We start from the raw sequence: 16,797 nt of genomic DNA, 5'->3' as shown, positions 1-16,797 counted from the left end.
CCCAGCACAGGACACCCACCTATCCAGAGGGCATGACGCTTGTCGAGATCCCCGCTCACCAGGACACCTCCGCATGTAGCTAGACCAGCCCGGCAGGCCCTGCGCCACCTGCGGCCCGGCCCGCGCGCCGCGCTCGCGCTCGGCGCCGCCACCGCCGCGGCCACCGCGCTGCCGCTGGCCGCCCCGCACGTCACCCGCCGCTTCGTCGACGACGCCGCCGGCGGCGCCGGGCTGCGCCACCTGATCGTGATCGCGCTCGGCTACCTCAGCCTGGCCGCCGCCGGTCAGGCCGCCCGCATGGCCGCCGCCTGGCTCGCCGGCCGCCTGGCCTGGGACGGCACCAACCGCCTGCGCGAACACCTGGCCGGGCACGTGCTCGGCCTCGACCTGGCCTTCCACGCCCGCCACTCGCCCGGCGAGCTGATCGAACGCGTCGACGGCGACGTGGCGGCCGTGGCCGACTTCGTCGTCGCCTTCGTCCTCGACGTCGTGGCCGGGCTGCTGCTGCTGGCCGGCGTGCTCGCCGTCGTGTTCACCGTCGACCTGCGGCTGGGCGCGGCGCTGCTGGCCTACTGCCTGCTGACCGGGCTCGCCATGGCGGGCGCGCAGCGGCTCGCCGTGCCGTCGGCGACCCGGTCGCGGCAGGCGAGCGCCGCGCTCTACGGCCACCTCGAAGAACGGCTGGCCGGAGCCGAGGACCTGCGGGCCAACGGCGCGGGCGAGCACGCGCTCGGCCGCTTCCACCAGGTCGCCGCGGCCTGGTTCCGCGCCGAGTGGCACGGCTCGCGCATCGCGGGCGGCCTGCTCGCGGCCACCAACGTGGCGTTCGCGGCCGGGACCGCGCTGATGCTCGCCCTGGCCGCCTGGCTGCTGGACGCCGGGGCGCTCACCGTCGGCACCGCCGTGCTGCTCTTCCAGTACACCGTGATGATCCGCACGCCGTTCGAGCGGCTGATCGACCAGCTCAGGCAGTTCCAGGGGGCGCTGGCCGGGTTCGCCCGCATCGGCTCCCTGCTGGCCGAGCGCCCGGCGCTGCCCGTCCGCGCCGCGCCCCGGCCGCTGCCCGCCTCGGGCGCGCTCGGCCTGCGGCTGGACGACGTGAGCTTCGCCTACCCCGACGACGGCGAGAGCGCGCTGTCGGGCATCACCCTCACCCTGGCCCCCGGCGAACGCCTGGGCCTGGTCGGACGCACCGGCAGCGGCAAGACCACCCTCGCCAAGCTGCTGCTGCGCCTGTACGACCCGACCGGCGGCACGGTCGAGATCGGCGGTCTCGACCTGCGCGAGTGCGACCCTGAGTCGCTGCGCCGCCGGGTCGGCGTGGTCACCCAGGACGTACGGTTGTTCGACGGCAGCGTCCGCGACAACCTCACCCTGTTCGGCGCCCTGACCGACCCCCGCCACGACGACGCTCACCTGCTGGAGGTGCTGGCCGGGGTGGGGCTCGGCGGCTGGCTGGCCGCGCTGCCCGCCGGGCTCGACGGCGAGCCCGGCGGCCTGTCGGCGGGGGAGGCGCAACTGCTCGCCTTCGCGCGGGCCTTCCTGGCCGACCCCGGCCTGGTGATCCTGGACGAGGCGTCCAGCAGGCTCGACCCGGCCACCGAACGGCACGTCGAGGACGGCGTACGGCGGCTGCTGGACGGGCGGACCGGCGTGCTCATCGCGCACCGGCTCTCCTCCCTGGCGCACGTGGACAAGATCGCCGTGCTGGAACGCGGCAAGCTCGTCGAGTACGGCCGCCGCGCCGACCTGGCCGCCGACCCCGGCAGCAGGTTCGGCCGGCTCCTGGACGCGGCGGGGGTGAGCCGATGAGCGCCCGCCGGGCTCGGGTTCGGCCGGCTCCCGGCCACCGCCGGGGTGAACCGGTGAGCGCGCGCCGGGCCCTGGGCGTGGCGGGCCGCCTGGTCGGCTTCGACGTGCGCCTGTACGTGCTGCAGATCCTGCTGTGGCTGCCGGTCCACGTGCTCCCGCTCGGCGGCGGCCTCGTGCTGCGACAGCTCTTCGACCAGATCAGCGGGCACAGCCCGGCGACGCTGCGGCAGTCGTTGTGGTTGTGCGCGGCGTTCGCGGGCGTCGAGCTGGTCCGCGGGATCGTCCTGGTGTTCGCCTGGTCCTACGGCTCCTACTGGTGGGACGCGGCGGCCACGCTGCTGCGCGCCAACGTCCTGGGCTCGGTGCTGACCGCGCCCGGCCCGGTCGCCGCCCGGCTGCCGCGCTCCCCGGGCGAGTCGCTGGCCCGGCTGCGCGACGACGTGGCCGAGCTGGTCGAGCTCGCCGACGAGTCGGTCCCCCTGGCCGGAGGCGTGTTGTTCGGCGGGGCGGCGCTGGCGGTCATGGTCTCGATCGACCCCGTCGTCACCGTGACACTGGTCGTGCCGATGCTCGCGATCGGCGTGCTGAGCAGACTCATGGGACGGGTGATCAGACGGCGCCACCAGCAGGCCAGGGAACTGGGCGCGGGCGTGACGGCCTTCGTCGGCGAACTGTTCGGCGGAGTGCTCACGCTGAAGACGGCCGGGGCCGAGCGGGCGGCGCTGGACCGCCTGCGCACGCTCAACGCCCGTCGCCGGGACGCCGCCGTACGCAGCCGCCTGGCCACCGACCTGCTGGAGGCCGCCACGGGCACCACGGTGGAGCTGGGCGTCGGCGTCGTGCTGCTGCTGGCCGCCGGGGCGATGCGGCGCGGCGAGTTCACCGTGGGCGACCTCGCGCTGTTCACCAGCTACGCCGGCTGGCTGACCGCGCTGCCGCGCACCATCGGCTCCATCCTGTACCGCCTGCCGAGGGCGGACGTCTCAGCCGAACGCCTGACCAGCCTCCTCGCCCCCCACCAGAACACCCCCGACCTGACCCACCCCCACCCCCTCCACCCCACCCCAGCCCCGGACGGTCCGCCCACGACCCGCCTCCCGGCCGCGCCGACGACGCTGGAGGTGCTGGAGGTGCGGGGGTTGAGCGTGCGGCATCCCGGTGGGCGCGGGGTGCACGACGTGGACCTGACGCTGCGGCGCGGCACGTTCACCGTCGTCACCGGGGCCGTCGGCGCGGGCAAGACCACGCTGGTGCGCGCCCTGCTGGGCCTGCTGCCCCTGGACGCCGGGACGATCACCTGGAACGGCCGCCCGCTGCCCGACCCCGGCGCGTTCCTGGTGCCCGGACGGGCGGCGTACGCGAGCCAGATCCCGCGCCTGTTCTCGGAGACCCTGCGCGAGAACCTGCTCCTCGGCCTGCCCGCGGGCGACGAAGCCCTGGCCCGTGCCCTGGAACTGGCCGCCTTCGAGGACGACCTGGCCGCCATGCCGGACGGCCTGGAGACCGTCGTCGGCCCCCGGGGCGTGCGCCTGTCGGGCGGCCAGGTGCAGCGCGCCACCGCCGCCCGCGCCCTGGTCCGCGCCCCGGACCTGCTCGTCGTGGACGACGTGTCGTCCGCCCTGGACGTCGGGACCGAGAACCTGCTGTGGGAGCGCATCGCCCGGCACGGCCCCGCCACGCTGCTGGTGGTCTCCTCCCGCCGGGCCGCCCTCGAACGCGCCGACCAGGTGGTCGTCCTCGACCGTGGCCAGGTCGTGGGACGCGGTCCGCTGGAGGAGTTGCTGCGTACGTGTCCCGAGATGCGGAGACTATGGAACGGAGAGCCGATCGAGGAGTGAGGGAACGCATGAGGATCGACCGTCTGGATCATCTGGTGCTGACTGTTGCCGACGTGGAGGTGGCGGTGCGCTTCTACACCACGGTGCTGGGGATGGAGGCGGTGACGTTCGGTGAGGGGCGGCGGGCGCTGGCGTTCGGGCAGAGCAAGATCAACCTGCATGAGGCGGGGCGCGAGTTCGAGCCGAAGGCGGCCCGGCCCGTCCCGGGCAGCGCCGACCTGTGCCTGATCGTCGCCGACCCCGTCGAGACGGTCATGGACGAGCTGGCCCGCCACGGCGTCGGGATCGAGGAGGGCCCGGTGGAGCGCACCGGAGCGCTCGGCCCCATCAGGAGCGTCTACCTGCGGGACCCCGACGGGAACCTGGTCGAGCTCAGCAACTATCTCTGACCGGGCATCATGGATGGTGTGCAAGAGACTGCGACAGCACCTGTGACGTCACCCGTGACGGCGCTCGCGATCGCGTCGCTGGCCGAGCTGGTGGCCGGTGGCGGGGTCGTGGTGCTCAGCGGGGCCGGGCTGTCCACCGAGTCCGGCATTCCCGACTATCGGGGCCCGACCGGGCGGGCCCGCCGCGCCGAGCCGATGACGTACCAGCGCTTCACCGGCAGCGCCGAGGCGCGGCGGCGCTACTGGGCGCGCAGCCACGTCGGCTGGCGGCAGATCGGCCGGGCCGCCCCCAACGCCGGCCACCGTGCGGTGGCCGAGCTGGAGCGGCGTGGGCTGCTGGCCGGCATCGTCACCCAGAACGTCGACGGCCTCCACCAGGCCGCCGGGGCGCGCCGGGTGATCGAGCTGCACGGCGGCCTCGACCGCGTCGTGTGCCTGTCGTGCCGCGAACGTACCCCGCGCGCCGAGCTGGAGCGCCGCCTCAGCGCGGCCAATCCGCGCTGGGCCGCCGAGGGCCGGGTCAACCCCGACGGCGACGCCGCTCTCACCGACGCCCAGGTCGCGGGGTTCCAGGTGGTCGACTGCGTCACCTGCGGGGGCCTGCTGAAGCCCGACGTGATCTTCTTCGGCGAGAACGTGCCGAGGGATCGGGTGGCGGAGTGCTTCGCGCTCGTGGGCGCGGCGCGCTCGCTGCTCGTGCTGGGGTCGTCGCTGGCGATCAGGTCGGGGCTGCGCTTCGTCACCAGGGCGGCCGAGCTCGGGCTGCCCGTCGCCATCGTCAACCAGGGCCCGACCGGAGCCGACGCCGACGCCGCGCTCCTGCTCGACGCCCCGCTCGGGGCGACCCTGACCGAGCTGGCCGCCCGCCTCTGACCCCACGCCCGCACCAAGCGGAGCGCAAGGCGGCGCGGGGGCGGCACAATGGGGGGCATGCCTCCTCGTCCATGCCCCTGCGGTCTGCCCGCGTCCTACGCGGAGTGCTGCGGGAGATACCACCGCGGTGAGGGGTCGGCCCCCACCGCGGAGTCGCTCATGCGGTCCAGGTTCAGCGCGTTCGCCGTGGGCGACGAGGCCTATCTCATGGCCACCTGGCACCCCGCCGACCGCCCGGCCCGCCTCGACCTCGACAGGAAGGTCGCCTGGACGGAGCTGGAGGTGCTGGAGAGCACCGGCGGCAGCCCCGTCCACACCGAGGGCACCGTGCGGTTCCGCGCCCACTTCGTCAACCGGCGGGTGCCGGGCGTGCTCGACGAGCACAGCAGGTTCGTCCGGCTGGACGGCCGCTGGGTCTACGCCGGGGTCGTGGCGAGCGGCCGGTAGTCGCAGTCGTAGCCGAAGTACCGCGGCCCGGCCAGTTCGAGCCCGCCCGGCGAGGTCCAGCGCGGGTCGCAGGGCACGGCGATGACCGTGACCCGCAGGCCGTAGCGCATGGCCTCGGTGGTGACCGGCTCGCCGGAGTCGGTGTCCAGCACGCAGATCAGGTCGGGCGTGGTGGCCACGATCTCGCCGTCCCGGCGGGCCAACAGGTGCTCGTTCTGGAAGCTGAGCTCCAGCGTGCCGGTGCCCTCCAGGCGGGCCTGGCCGCGGGCGAAGCCGCCGGTGGTGCGGCGCTCGACGTCCACGACCTTGCCGGTGAACAGCTTGAGGCCGCCCAGCACGTCCAGGGCCGCCGCCACCGGGTCGGCGTGCCCGGCGCGGGCCAGTCGCACGGCCCGGCCCAGGTCCTCGGCCAGCGTCAGCGTGGCCGGCACCAGACCGTCGCGCAGCTGGTCGCCGCGCATGACGGTGTCGGCGCAGGAGACCTGGCAGCCCATCTGCACGCACGCCGCCCTGGCCAGGCGCTCGGCCCACACGTTGGACACCGTCTCCAGCACCAGCGTGTTGCCCTTGTCGTCGGCCAGCGCCATCGGCGTGTTCGGCACGCCGATCAGCGTCGGCAGCACCATCTGCGCCTCGGGGAAGGCGCGGCCCATCGCGTCGCCGTCCACGATCGGCAGGCCCGCCTGGGCGGCGGCGGCGATCGGGATCATCGAGTTCACGCCGCCGACCTCGATCGGCACGATGTGCGTGGCCGGACGGCCGAGCACCGCCTCCAGGGCGCGCAGCGCGGTCAGCTCCTCGGTGCCCGCCGGCAGCTTCTCCAGCAGCACGGTCGGCGCCCCCATGCCGGAGACCGCCACGACGGTCGCGTCCGCGGGCACCTCGTCGATGGCCACCAGCGGCACGGGACCGTGCCTGCGGATGGCCTCGCGGGCCAGCAGCTTGCCCACGTACGGGTCGCCGCCGCCGCCGGTGCCGAGGATCCCGGCGCCGCGCGCCATGTCGTCCAGCCGGTCGATTCCGATCTCACGCATCGATCTTCTCCAGGTCCAGGTCGCCGACGGCCTTCACCCTGATCCGGGTGGCGTCGCCGGGCAGGTAGGCGAGCGGCAGCTCCTCCACGTCCACGATCCGCACGCTGCCCGCGCGGGCGCCGCCGCGCTCGGCGCGGATGATCGCCTCGCTCTTGGCCTCCTCCAGGATGCGCTCGCGGGGGCCGGAGAAGACCCGGTCCACCTCGCCGCCGACCTGGGCGATGGCCGCGCCGACCGCGTTGGCCACCTCGAAGTGCGCCGGGCGGCGCACGTCGTCGAAGCCGGGCAGCTCCTGGATGAGCACGCTGCCGCCGCCCACCAGCACGACGGGCAGCGGCGCGGACGAGGTGCGCATGCGGTCGACCGCCTCCGAGACGCGCTCGGCGATGAGCTTGAGCGGACGCTGCGGGTCGACGTGCGCGACCCTGTCGCGGTCGCCGATGTCGGCCAGCCCGGCGGCCACGGCCAGGTCGGTGGCGGTCAGCGTGCCGCCGCCGAACACCAGCGCCTCCTCGGTCAGCCGGTAGCCGACGCTGCGCGGGCCGGTGGTGCCGTCCTCGGCGACCAGCGAGCCGCCGCCGATGCCGATCGACAACACGTCGGGGATGCGGAAGTTGGTGCGCACCTCGGCGACCAGCGCCTCGCCGGCGGCCTCGCGCGGGAACCCGCCGACCAGGATGCCCACGTCGGACGTGGTGCCGCCGATGTCCACCACCGCGCAGTCGGTCAGCCCCGACAGGTACGCCGCGCCGCGCATCGAGTTCGTCGGCCCCGACGCGAAGGTGGCCACCGGGTAGCGGCGGGCCTGGTCCACGTCCATGAGGGTGCCGTCGTTCTGGGACAGGAACAGCGGCGCGTCGATCCCGGCCACCCGCAGCGCCTCGCCGAAGGCGGCCACGGTCCGGCCGGCCAGCGGGCGCAGGGCGGCGTTCACGATCGTGGCGTTCTCCCTGGCCAGCAGGCCGACCCGGCCGATCTCGCAGGACAGCGACAGGTGCACCTCGGGGCCCAGCTCGGCGGCCAGGATCCGCGCGGCCTCGTGCTCGTCGGCGTCGCTGACCGGGGAGAACACCGAGGAGATCGCGACCGTGCGCAGGCCGCGCCGCCTGATGTCGGCGGCGACGCCGCGCAGCTCGTCCGGGTCGAGGGGGGAGATGGGGGCGCCGTCGTACTCGCAGCCGCCGTGGCACAGGTAGACCGCGCCCTCGACCGCCTGGCGCAGGCGGTCGGGCCAGTCCACCAGCGGCGGCAGCGCGGCCGTGGCGGGCAGGCCGAGCCGGACGGCCGCGACCGGCTCCAGCCGGGCGGCCTCCACCAGGGCGTTGACGAAGTGGGTGGTGCCGATCATCACCGCGGACACCCGGGTGGCGCCCAGGCCGGCCAGGGCGGCGGCGACGCCGCCCGTGACGTCCGCGGTGGTGGGGGACTTGACGGTGGCCAGCACCTGGCCGTCGTCGCCGATGAGGGCGGCGTCGGTGTTGGTGCCGCCCACGTCGATGCCGATACGCATGAAGGAGGACTCTCTTCTCGGACGGTGAGCGCGGGCCGTGCGGCTCTCGGACGGTGAGCGCGGGCCGTAGCGACTCTCAGACGGTGAGCGCGGGCCGCTCGACGGGGACCTCGCGGGTGCCGCGGACCAGGCCGAGCCGGCCCGCGACGACGTAGCCCAGGCCCGCGAGGATGAGGGAGTTCAGGGCGGGGATGCCGATCCACTGGTAGTGGTCGCTGAGCCAGCCGACCAGCGCGGCGGCGGCCCAGATGACCAGCGTGGCGGGCACCCACGTCGGCTCGGTCTCGGGCAGCGTGCCGGTGGCGCGGGAGGCGTCCAGCACCGGGCGCCAGCGGCGCACCACGAAGTACTCGGCGACCATGATCCCGGCCACGGGCGGCGTGATGACGCCGAGGATCAGCAGGAAGTCGGTGAAGCGCTCCAGGATCCCGGCGGCGGCCAGCACGCTGCCCAGGACGCCGATGCCGATGGTGACGGCGACCCGGTTCAGCCGCACCCCGACCGTGGACTCCACGGCGTTGAGCAGGCCGAGCGCGGCGGAGTACAGGTTCCAGTTGTTGATCTTCACGGTGGCCGAGATGAGGACGATGACGCCGATCACGCCGGAGGAGGCCGTGATGATCGCGATCACGTCCGAGGACTTGACCGCGTAGGCCAGCAGCACGCCGGCCAGGCCGAGCACGTACTCGCCGAGGGAGATGCCGACGAGGGTCTGCTTGACGACGTCGCCGGTGTTGCGGTTGAACCTGGTCATGTCGGGCGTGGTCACCGCGCCGATGATGTAGGAGCCGGCCACGATGGTGGCGCCGGTCGCGATGCTGATCGGCTCGCCGAACGGCGGCGACGCCACCAGCGACCCCAGGTCATGTCGCGAAATTTCCACCCACATCGCCCAGCCGGCCAGGCCGAGGAACGCCGGCACGGTGATGAACGCCGTCATCCCCATCGCCTTGAACCCCCGGATGACCAGCAGCGTCACGCCGATGCCGGCGATCATGGCCCACGCCCAGAGCGGCAGCCAGGACATGATCGAGTGCAGGCCCGACGCGAAGACCGCGGTCTGCACGCCGAACCAGCCGAACAGGCTCAGGGCGATGATCACGCCGATGATCGTGGAGCCGTACCGGCCGAAGCCGGTCCAGCGGGCCAGCATGGAGGTGGACAGGCCCTCGCGCATCCCGGCGATGCCGACGAAGATGCACACCACCTCCAGGATCACCGAGCCCAGCGTGAACGCCCAGAACGCCCCCCAGAACGACAGCCCGGCGCCGAGCGTGGCGCCCAGCAGGAACTGCGTCAGGTCGGAGAGCTGGCCGAACCGCTGCACGGCCACGTTGAACCAGGAGTAGCGGGCGGCCTGCGGCACCCGCTCCAGGGGGTAGTCGGAGTCGGTCATGGTGGTCTTCCTTCGCGTCGGGGGGTCGTGCACGGGGGCTGTCAGAGGAGCGGGCGGTCAGAGGAGCGGGCGGTCAGAGAAGCGGACGATCGGAGAAGCGGGCGGTCACAGGAGCGAGGGCGGCCCGGCGGCGCGGGCGCGCAGCCGGACGAACGGGCCGGGCAGGTACGCGAGCGGGATCTCCTCCACGCCGATGACCCGCACCCGCCGCGGATCGGCCCCCGCGCGGACGGCCGCCGCCCTGGCCTCCTCGGCGACGGGTTCGAGCGCCGCCGCCAGCGCCGAGCGGTCGGGCAGGCGCACGATGCGCTCGTACTGGCCGCCGACCGGGCTGACCGCCGCGCCGATGGCGCCGGCCGCCGGCCCGTGCGCGGGATGCAGCCCCTCCGGCACGGCGTGCTCACCGCCGCCCACGACCACGAGCGGCAGCAGCCCGGCGCCGGGCTGCAGCCGGTCCACGGCCTCGGCCAGCTCGGTCGGGTCGACCGGCCGCGGCACCCTGATCAGCCCGGGGATGCGCAGCCCGACGGGCACGCCGCCGATGTCCGCGCCGCCCACGGCCTCCTCCGGATAACCGCCGGCCAGCACGCCGACCCGGACGCGGGTGGCGCCCACGTCGGCGACCACCGCGTCACCGAGCCCGGTCAGGGCGCCGGCGCCGCGCAGCACGCTCGCCGGGCCGCTGCCCAGGCTGAGCCCGGGATGGCGGGCCAGGTGCTCCAGGCTCATCAGCGTGCCGTCGCCGCGGGTCACGAACACCGCCGCCCCCGGGCACAGGCCCGCCAGCGCGGTGGCCAGCCCGCCGGAGACCGCGCCCGCGAACCCCGACAGGGCGGCGTCCAGCACGGTCGCGTTCTCGCGTTCCAGCAGGCCGAGCGAGCCGAGGTCGGCCGACAGCGCGATCGGCACGCCCTCGCCCAGCTCCGCCCGGACGATCTCGGCGGCCTCGCGCTCCTGCTCGCCGTCCAGGGGCGAGAACAGGCCCGCGACGGCGACGGCCTGCGCGGTGCCGGCCACCTGCGCGGCGAAGCGGGCCACGGCGTCGCGGTCGAGGGGCGTGCGGTCCTCGCGGTCGAGACCGCCGCCGCCGTCCACGACGGCGGTGCCGGCGTTCACCGCGGCCCGCAGGTCGGGCGGCCAGCCGGACAGCGGGCGCACCGCGGTCGCCGACACGCCCGCGATGCGCAGCACGGCCACCTTGCGCAGCCCGGATCGCCTGGTCACGGCCGTGGCGGCGCCGCGCAGGCCGACGGCGACCTGGGCCGGCTCGCCGTCCATCGGCAGGCGTGCCAGCGCGTTGCGCACGCAGGCCACCGGGTCGCCGGGGATCGACGCCATCTTGACGGTGGCCAGCACGCTGCCGTCGTCGGCGAGGACGGCCGCGTCGGTGTTGGTCGGCCCGACGTCCACCCCGGCCCTCACGTCCCCGCCTCCCGCCCGGCTGGGGAAGGCCCGGTGGACCCGGTGGGGGAGGGGCTGAAGGCCGTGCCCGCCGGGGTTTCCCGCGTCGCGGTGGCGGGGGGCGCCTGCGGTGGGGGAGGGGTGGCAAGGCCGGTGAGACCGAACGCGGCGGGCCCGGCCAGCCGCAGCCCTTCGGGGGTGTGCCAGACCGGGTCGCACGGGACGCGCACCACGCTCACCCGCAGCCCGTACCGGACCTGCTCGGCCTGCACGACCTCGCCCGTGCGCGTGTCCAGCATCGCGATCACGTCGGGCACCACGGCCAGCGGCACGCCGTCCTCGACGACGGCCAGGAACTCGCTGCCCGCCTGGACGCGGACCAGCCGCCCCTGGTCGTACCCGAGCCCTTCGACCAGGATCGACCCGGCCGTCTCGGCGACCTTGCCGGTGATCAGCGGATCGGGCAGCCGCGTCCCGAGGCGCACGGCCCGGGTGACCGAGCCGAGCGCGGTGGCGCCGGCCACCTGGTCGCCGCGCATGATGTACTCGCTGGTCGCGACCTGGCCGCCGAACGCCTCCAGCGACGCCCGTACCAGCCGTTCCAGCCAGCCGCCGGTCACACGGTCGACGACGACGGTCCGGCCGCGCTCGTCGCACAGCACGGCGGGGGTGGGCGCGATGCCGCGCAGCTGCATCACCGTCTGGTCCATGCGGGGGAAGGCGCGGCTCATCCCGTCGGCGTCCACCAGCGGCAGGCCGACCCGGGCCGCCCAGGCCACCGCCAGGCAGCCGTTCGCGCCGCCGATCTCGCTGGCCAGCACCGCGCCGACAGGCGCGCCGTACAGCTCCTCGATCTTGTCGCGCAGGTAGACGGGCTCGTCGGTGCCGCCGACGCGCTCGGACATGACGGCCGAGGAGCCCGCCGTGCCCACGGGCATGACCAGCAGCTCGGGGTCCAGCTCGGCGGGCTGCACGACGCGTACCGGCCCGTGGTCCTCCAGCGCCTGCAGCGCCGCGGCGCGGGCGATGGTCACGGGGCCGCCGCCGCCCGAGCCCAGCACGGCGCAGCCGCGGGCGAAGGCGGGCAGCAGCCCGGTGTCGATGTCCATGCTGTCGAGGTTACGAAGCCGCAGGTCAAGGCAGATGTTCCCGCCGCACCTTTTTGCCGGGCTTCGTGTGCCGATGGCACACTGATGGCATGTTCCTGCTGGAAGAGCTGCGTCCGCTGGCCGGGCCGGGGGTGCCGGCGGCGGCCTCGGGCGTGCGCCTGGTGGAGGACCTGGGCCGGATCGCGGGCCAGCCGCCGGGGTCGGTGCTGGTCCTGACGGTCGCGGCCTCCCGGCAGGCGGCCGGCTACCGGCTCGACGTCGCGCTGCGCGACGCCGCCGCGGCCGGCGCCGTGGCGCTGGTGCTCACCGCGGAGTCCGCGCAGGCCCTGGAGGCCCTGGGGGCCGCGGTCGACCGGAGCGCCGCCGCGCTGGCCGAGCGGGGCGCGGTCGCGCTGCTGGCGGCCGCCGGCGGCGACCTGGCGGAGCTGGTGGTGGCCGTCGACCGGGCCATCGCGGGCGACGCCGCCGAGGCGCTGGTCCGTACGGCGCGCGCCGCCGAGGCCGTGGCGGGGGCGGGCGGCGTGCCCGAGCGCATCGCCGAGGCGGCCGGCGCGGCTCTCGGCCGTCCCGTCCGGGCCGACGGCGGCGCGTTCACCGCCCAGCCCGGCGGGCCGGTCGGCACGCACTTCGACCGGGCCGCCGGGATCGTGCTCAGGGTCGCCGCCCTGGCCGCCGCCGCGGGCCCGTCCGACGAACTGCCCGGACGGTCCCGCGCCCAGCTCCTCACCGAGCTGCTGGTCGCCCCCGAGAACCAGGCCCAGGAGCTGGCCCCCCGCGCCAGGGCCCTCGGCCTGCCGATCGACGACTGGCACGTCGTCCTGCGCCTGGAACCCGCGAAGGACCCCGCGAAGACCCCGAACGCCGCCGCGGACGGCCCGGCCGACGGCGGCCAGGAGCGGTACGCCCTGCTGGAGACCGCCGCCTCGCGGGCCGTGCGCGCGGCCCGCGAGCTGGGCGGCGCCGCCTGGAACGCCGCGCTCGCCGGCGACGCGCTGATCGTGGTCCGCAGCCAGCGGCGCGACCAGGGCAGGGCGGGCCTGCGCGAGGCGGTGCGCGACGCCGCCCGCCTGCTCGAACGGGTCAGCCCGGCGGGCGCCGAGCTGCGTTGCGGGGTCAGCACCGCCCACCAGGGCCTGGTCGGCCTACGCACCTCCGCCTCCGAGGCGCGTACGGCGCTGCGCCGCAGCACCCTGCCGCTGGCCACCTACGACCTGGCCGGCCTCGACCGCATGCTGGAGGAGTGGTACGCCTCCGACGCCGCCCAGCACGCCGTCCGGGAGCTGCTGCAACCGATCCTCGACCTCGGCGGCGAGCGGACCGCCCACCTCCTGGCCATCCTGCGCGCCTACCTCGACCACAACGGCTCGCCCGCCCGCGCCGCCGAGGAGCTGCACCTGCACCGCAACGCCGTCAGCAGGAACGTGCGCCGCATCGAGACCCTGCTCCAGGCCGACCTCGCCGACCCGCGGCAACGCCTGGCACTCCAGCTGGCCTGCCGGGCGGCCTCCTCCCGTTGAAGGACGGCCCTGCGGGACCCGGCTCCCAGCCCGCGTTCGCCCGCCAGGACGAGGAAACCCGCCGGCCGGCTCCCTAGATTCGGTGGCATGACGAGAGTGCGGCGGCTGGCCGCCTGGTGTGCGGGGCTGGTGCTGCTGGCCGCCTGCGCGGGGCTCGGTTACGAGAGCGCCGTCCGGCGCGGCGACGCCACGCGCTACCCGCCCCCGGGCCGCCTGGTGAACGTCGGCGGCCACCGCCTGCACCTGCGCTGCACGGGGTCCGGCGGCCAGGTGGTGGTGCTGGAGGCGGGCCTGGTGGAGTCCAGCGCGAGCTGGGAGGTGGTCCAGCGGCGGTTGTCGGCCGGGCTGCGCGTGTGCTCCTACGACCGGGCCGGCTACGCCTGGAGCGAGGAGGGGCCAGGGCCGCGTACCGCGGGCCGGGCGGCGGGGGAGCTGCGCGCGCTGCTGGCCGCCGCGGGCGAGCCCGGCCCGTACGTCCTGGCCGGGCACTCCTACGGCGGCCAGATCGTCCGCCTGTTCGCCGCCCGGTACCCGGACGTGACGGCGGGCCTGGTGCTGATCGACGCCACCGACGAGGAGGCGGTGGCGGCCATGCGGGTGTCCCGGCCGCTGATGGCCGCCCAGCTCACCGTCAACCAGGCGCTGGCCAGGATCGGCCTGCTCCGGCTGGCCGGGGATCTCCTGGTGCCCGGCGACGCCACGTCGGCGGCGCGCGCCGCCGCCCCCGTCGTCTACGGGCCGGGCAGCATGGCCGCGGCCAGGGCCGAGGCGTGGGCGTCGCTGGACAGCGCGCGGGAGGTCGCCGGGACGGCGGAGGGGCCGGGCGGGCCGCCGATCGTGGTCGTCGTCCCGTCCGGCGGGCCGCGCAGCGTCCTCGACCAGGCCCGGCGGGTGGCCGCCCGGTCCACGCGCGGGCGGGTGGTGGTGGCCGGCACCTCCGAGCACTACGTCCAGTACCGGCAGCCGGATCTGGTCGTCACGGCGATTCGGGACGTCGCCGCCTTCACAAAAAGGTGAAACTGGGTCTTGCCGGTTGGGTCAAGTCGGCTTTCAATGATCGGGATACCGGTGATCCTGGAGGAGCCGATGCGTGGCTTGAGGGCGTCCGCAGTCATCCTGATGATCGTCGTCTCGACGTTCCTCGCCTCCGGGCCGTCGTCGCTGCCGGCGGTGGCGGGGCCGGCCGACCCCGAGCCGGCGTCGCTGGTCACGCTCTCCGTGCCCGACAGGGCCGCGATGGAGCGGCTGGTCGCCTCCGGCGCCGACCTGACCGAGCGGGTCCGTCCGCAGGCCGACGGCAGCGTCCAGGTGGACGCCGTCCTCACGGCCGGCAAGCTCGCCGAGCTGCGGGCGATCGGCGTGGGCCTGGCGTCCGGCACGCCGCCCGCCGCCCGGCAGGCGCCGTCCGCCACCGCCGCGCAGGACCAGATCGTCATCGAACGGGCCGTCTGGTACAAGTCCCGCGACGGGTACTTCCTGTCGGTCGAGGCCAGCAGCAGCGCGGGCGAGACGGCCGCACTCACCGCCACCTGGACGGGCCGCCGCGGCGCCACCGGCCAGGTCGCGATGGTCCCGTACGTGGACGCCGGCGCCTACCTGGGCCACCAGTTCAGCACGCCCGCCCCGGTGCCGGCCGAGCCGCAGCGCGTCACGGTCACCTCGGCGAGCGGCGGCACGGCCGAGGCCCGCGTCCGGGAATGGCCCGACGGGGAGCGCCCCGACCACCGGTCGCCGGGCTACCAGAAGGACTTCGTCACCCAGTACATGCCGCCCGCCCAGCTCAACGAGCGCATCCAGGCGCTGCACCGGCGCTACCCGTCGCTCACCGACGTCATCCCGCTGCCCAACCTCACCAACGGCTACCGCCGCCGCGCCCAGGCGCTGATCGGCACGCCGCCCGGCGCCGCGATCGTGGTCACCTCCGACGCCTACGGCTCCGAGGGCGGCAACGACCTGTCCGTCGAGCTCGTCGCCCCGGGCGCGCCGGACCGGCCGCTCCAGGTGAGCGTGGCCGGCAAGCAGGTGACGGTGAGCCTGGCCACCGACGGCTCCGGCACGCCGGTCAGCACCGCCGCCCAGGTCGTCGCCGCGATCAACGCCGCGCCGGGCACCGGGCTGAAGGCCGCCGTCTACCGCACCGACCCCGGCGCCGGCGTCATGGCCGCGGCCCCCGCCACCCGGCTCACCGACTCGCTCAAGGCGCCCGCCGACGTCTCCCGCAAGCCCATGCGGGTGCTGGCGCTGCGCGTCGGCGTCCACCGCGACGGCTCGCGCACCGGCGTGCTGGCCTACGCCCAGGAGCACGCCAGGGAATGGGTGGCGCCGCTGGTCACCGTCGAGGCCGCCGAGCGGCTGCTGCGCAACTACGCCCGCGACGCGGCCACCCGCAGGCTGCTGCAGCGCACCGACATCTTCATCGTCCCCACCGTCAACCCCGACGGCGCGAACTACAGCTTCTACGACTTCAACGGCCAGCGGAAGAACATGACCAACCACTGCCCGGCCGCCCAGTCCGACCCGGCGCAGCGCAACACCTGGGGCGTGGACGTCAACCGCAACTACGCCGTCGGCTCCCTGTCGGACGGCTATTTCGGCGCCTCGGCCAACTGCCAGAGCGGCACGTACGCCGGTCCGGCCGAGCATTCGGAGCCGGAGAGCCGCAACGTGATGTGGCTGGCCGAGACGTACCGCAACATCCGGTTCGCCATGAACGTGCACAGCTACGGCGGCTACTTCATGTGGCCGCCCGGGGCGTACAAGCTCGACGGCCGCGTGGCGCTGCCCAGGCCGAGCGCCCAGGAGGAGGCCTACTTCACGCGCTCGGCCCGCACGATCGAGCAGGCCATCGCCGCCGAGCGCGGCACGGTCATCTGGCCGCAGCAGACCGGGCCGGTGACCGACGTGCTCTACTCGGCGGCCGGCAACTCCGCCGACGAGCTCTGGTACGAGCACGGCGTCTACGGCTGGGACTTCGAGGTCGGCGCCGACCTGTGGAACCCGGCCGCGCGGACGTGGGAGGGCGTGGGCTTCCAGCCGCCGTTCGAGGAGGGGCACGCCGAGGCGATGGAGTTCGCCGCGGGCCTGATCTCGCTGGTGGGGGTGGCGGCCGACTACCGCAGGCCCTGACCGCCGCGCGGCTCGTGCCCAGGTCATGGCGTTCGCGGGGGCCGGGAATGCCCGCGCGTTGCCCGGGGTTTACATACGGACACCCCGCGCCAGTGACCTGGGCTTTTGCCCATGTTGGGGTGGCTTGCCCGGGGTTTACGGTTCAGGGGTAGATCTTTGCCCGTTTTAGGGTGTTTGGTTTGCGTTTGTCCGTTTCTTGGGTTAGCGTTGTACCTGTTGGCGGGTGAGTGACCCCTTCGGGTCCGCCCCCATTGCGCTCCACGTAGCGACCGATGGCGTTTGTGCCCGGCTACGGCCTTCATGTCTTGTCTGAGTCAAGCGAGCGCATGCCCCCCTGATGATCGA

At 75.1% G+C, this 16,797-nt stretch carries 13 protein-coding genes; 8 read left to right on the top strand and 5 right to left on the bottom strand.

Going from position 1 to position 16,797, the window contains the following annotated elements; all coding sequences use genetic code 11:
* The first annotated feature begins 39 nt into the window (after nt 1-39).
* The 5 genes from AB0J76_RS45825 (at nt 40) to AB0J76_RS45805 (ending at nt 5,359) form a co-directional block, all read left to right on the top strand.
* The gene (locus tag AB0J76_RS45825; RefSeq protein ID WP_352327559.1) at nt 40-1,812 is read left to right on the top strand and encodes an ABC transporter ATP-binding protein; all 1,773 of its coding nucleotides are present in this window, start codon (nt 40-42) and stop codon (nt 1,810-1,812) included.
* Between the two features lie 53 nt (nt 1,813-1,865).
* The gene (locus AB0J76_RS45820; protein WP_352327560.1) at nt 1,866-3,650 is read left to right on the top strand and encodes an ABC transporter ATP-binding protein; all 1,785 of its coding nucleotides are present in this window, start codon (nt 1,866-1,868) and stop codon (nt 3,648-3,650) included.
* Between the two features lie 8 nt (nt 3,651-3,658).
* Nucleotides 3,659-4,039 (top strand): VOC family protein, encoded by a 381-nt coding sequence (locus AB0J76_RS45815; RefSeq protein WP_352327561.1) that lies wholly within the window; start codon nt 3,659-3,661, stop codon nt 4,037-4,039.
* 42 nt (nt 4,040-4,081) lie between these two features.
* Complete coding sequence (locus AB0J76_RS45810) at nt 4,082-4,912, top strand: NAD-dependent protein deacetylase (RefSeq protein ID WP_364393654.1); 831 nt, start codon at nt 4,082-4,084, stop codon at nt 4,910-4,912.
* A gap of 159 nt (nt 4,913-5,071) precedes the next feature.
* Entirely contained in the window at nt 5,072-5,359 is a 288-nt protein-coding gene (locus tag AB0J76_RS45805; RefSeq protein ID WP_352329658.1) for a YchJ family metal-binding protein, read from the top strand.
* Here AB0J76_RS45805 and AB0J76_RS45800 read toward each other — a convergent pair.
* From AB0J76_RS45800 to AB0J76_RS45780, 5 genes are all read right to left on the bottom strand, one after another.
* Nucleotides 5,329-6,393, bottom strand: coding sequence for a DUF917 domain-containing protein (locus tag AB0J76_RS45800; protein WP_352329660.1), 1,065 nt, complete (start codon nt 6,391-6,393; stop codon nt 5,329-5,331). The genes AB0J76_RS45805 and AB0J76_RS45800 overlap by 31 nt on opposite strands.
* Nucleotides 6,386-7,903 carry a hydantoinase/oxoprolinase family protein gene (locus AB0J76_RS45795; protein ID WP_352329662.1) on the bottom strand — a complete coding sequence of 506 codons (1,518 nt, stop codon included), beginning with the start codon at nt 7,901-7,903 and terminating at the stop codon, nt 6,386-6,388. Before AB0J76_RS45795 ends, AB0J76_RS45800 begins: the two co-directional genes overlap by 8 nt.
* Nucleotides 7,904-7,979: 76 nt before the next feature.
* Nucleotides 7,980-9,299 (bottom strand): cytosine permease, encoded by a 1,320-nt coding sequence (locus tag AB0J76_RS45790; protein ID WP_352329663.1) that lies wholly within the window; start codon nt 9,297-9,299, stop codon nt 7,980-7,982.
* Between the two features lie 105 nt (nt 9,300-9,404).
* A complete protein-coding gene (locus tag AB0J76_RS45785) occupies nt 9,405-10,721 on the bottom strand; it encodes a hydantoinase/oxoprolinase N-terminal domain-containing protein (protein WP_364393649.1) in 1,317 nt (438 codons plus the stop codon).
* Nucleotides 10,718-11,809, bottom strand: a complete 1,092-nt coding sequence (locus tag AB0J76_RS45780; RefSeq protein ID WP_352331362.1) for a DUF917 domain-containing protein — start codon at nt 11,807-11,809, stop codon at nt 10,718-10,720. Before AB0J76_RS45780 ends, AB0J76_RS45785 begins: the two co-directional genes overlap by 4 nt.
* A gap of 89 nt (nt 11,810-11,898) precedes the next feature.
* On the opposite strand from AB0J76_RS45780, the gene AB0J76_RS45775 reads away from it, so the two are divergent.
* From AB0J76_RS45775 to AB0J76_RS45765, 3 genes are all read left to right on the top strand, one after another.
* On the top strand, nt 11,899-13,326 hold the full coding sequence (locus tag AB0J76_RS45775; protein ID WP_364393646.1) for a helix-turn-helix domain-containing protein: 1,428 nt from the start codon (nt 11,899-11,901) through the stop codon (nt 13,324-13,326).
* An 87-nt stretch (nt 13,327-13,413) separates the two neighbouring features.
* On the top strand, nt 13,414-14,343 hold the full coding sequence (locus AB0J76_RS45770; protein WP_352330200.1) for an alpha/beta hydrolase: 930 nt from the start codon (nt 13,414-13,416) through the stop codon (nt 14,341-14,343).
* 78 nt (nt 14,344-14,421) lie between these two features.
* A complete protein-coding gene (locus tag AB0J76_RS45765) occupies nt 14,422-16,452 on the top strand; it encodes a M14 family zinc carboxypeptidase (protein ID WP_352330202.1) in 2,031 nt (676 codons plus the stop codon).
* Nucleotides 16,453-16,797 lie beyond the last annotated feature (345 nt).

Origin of the sequence: Nonomuraea sp. NPDC049624 (assembly GCF_040675255.1) — a bacterium.
Lineage (GTDB): Bacteria > Actinomycetota > Actinomycetes > Streptosporangiales > Streptosporangiaceae > Nonomuraea.
Note: the sequence above shows the minus strand (reverse complement) of the source record. Positions and strands in the feature narration are given on the sequence as shown.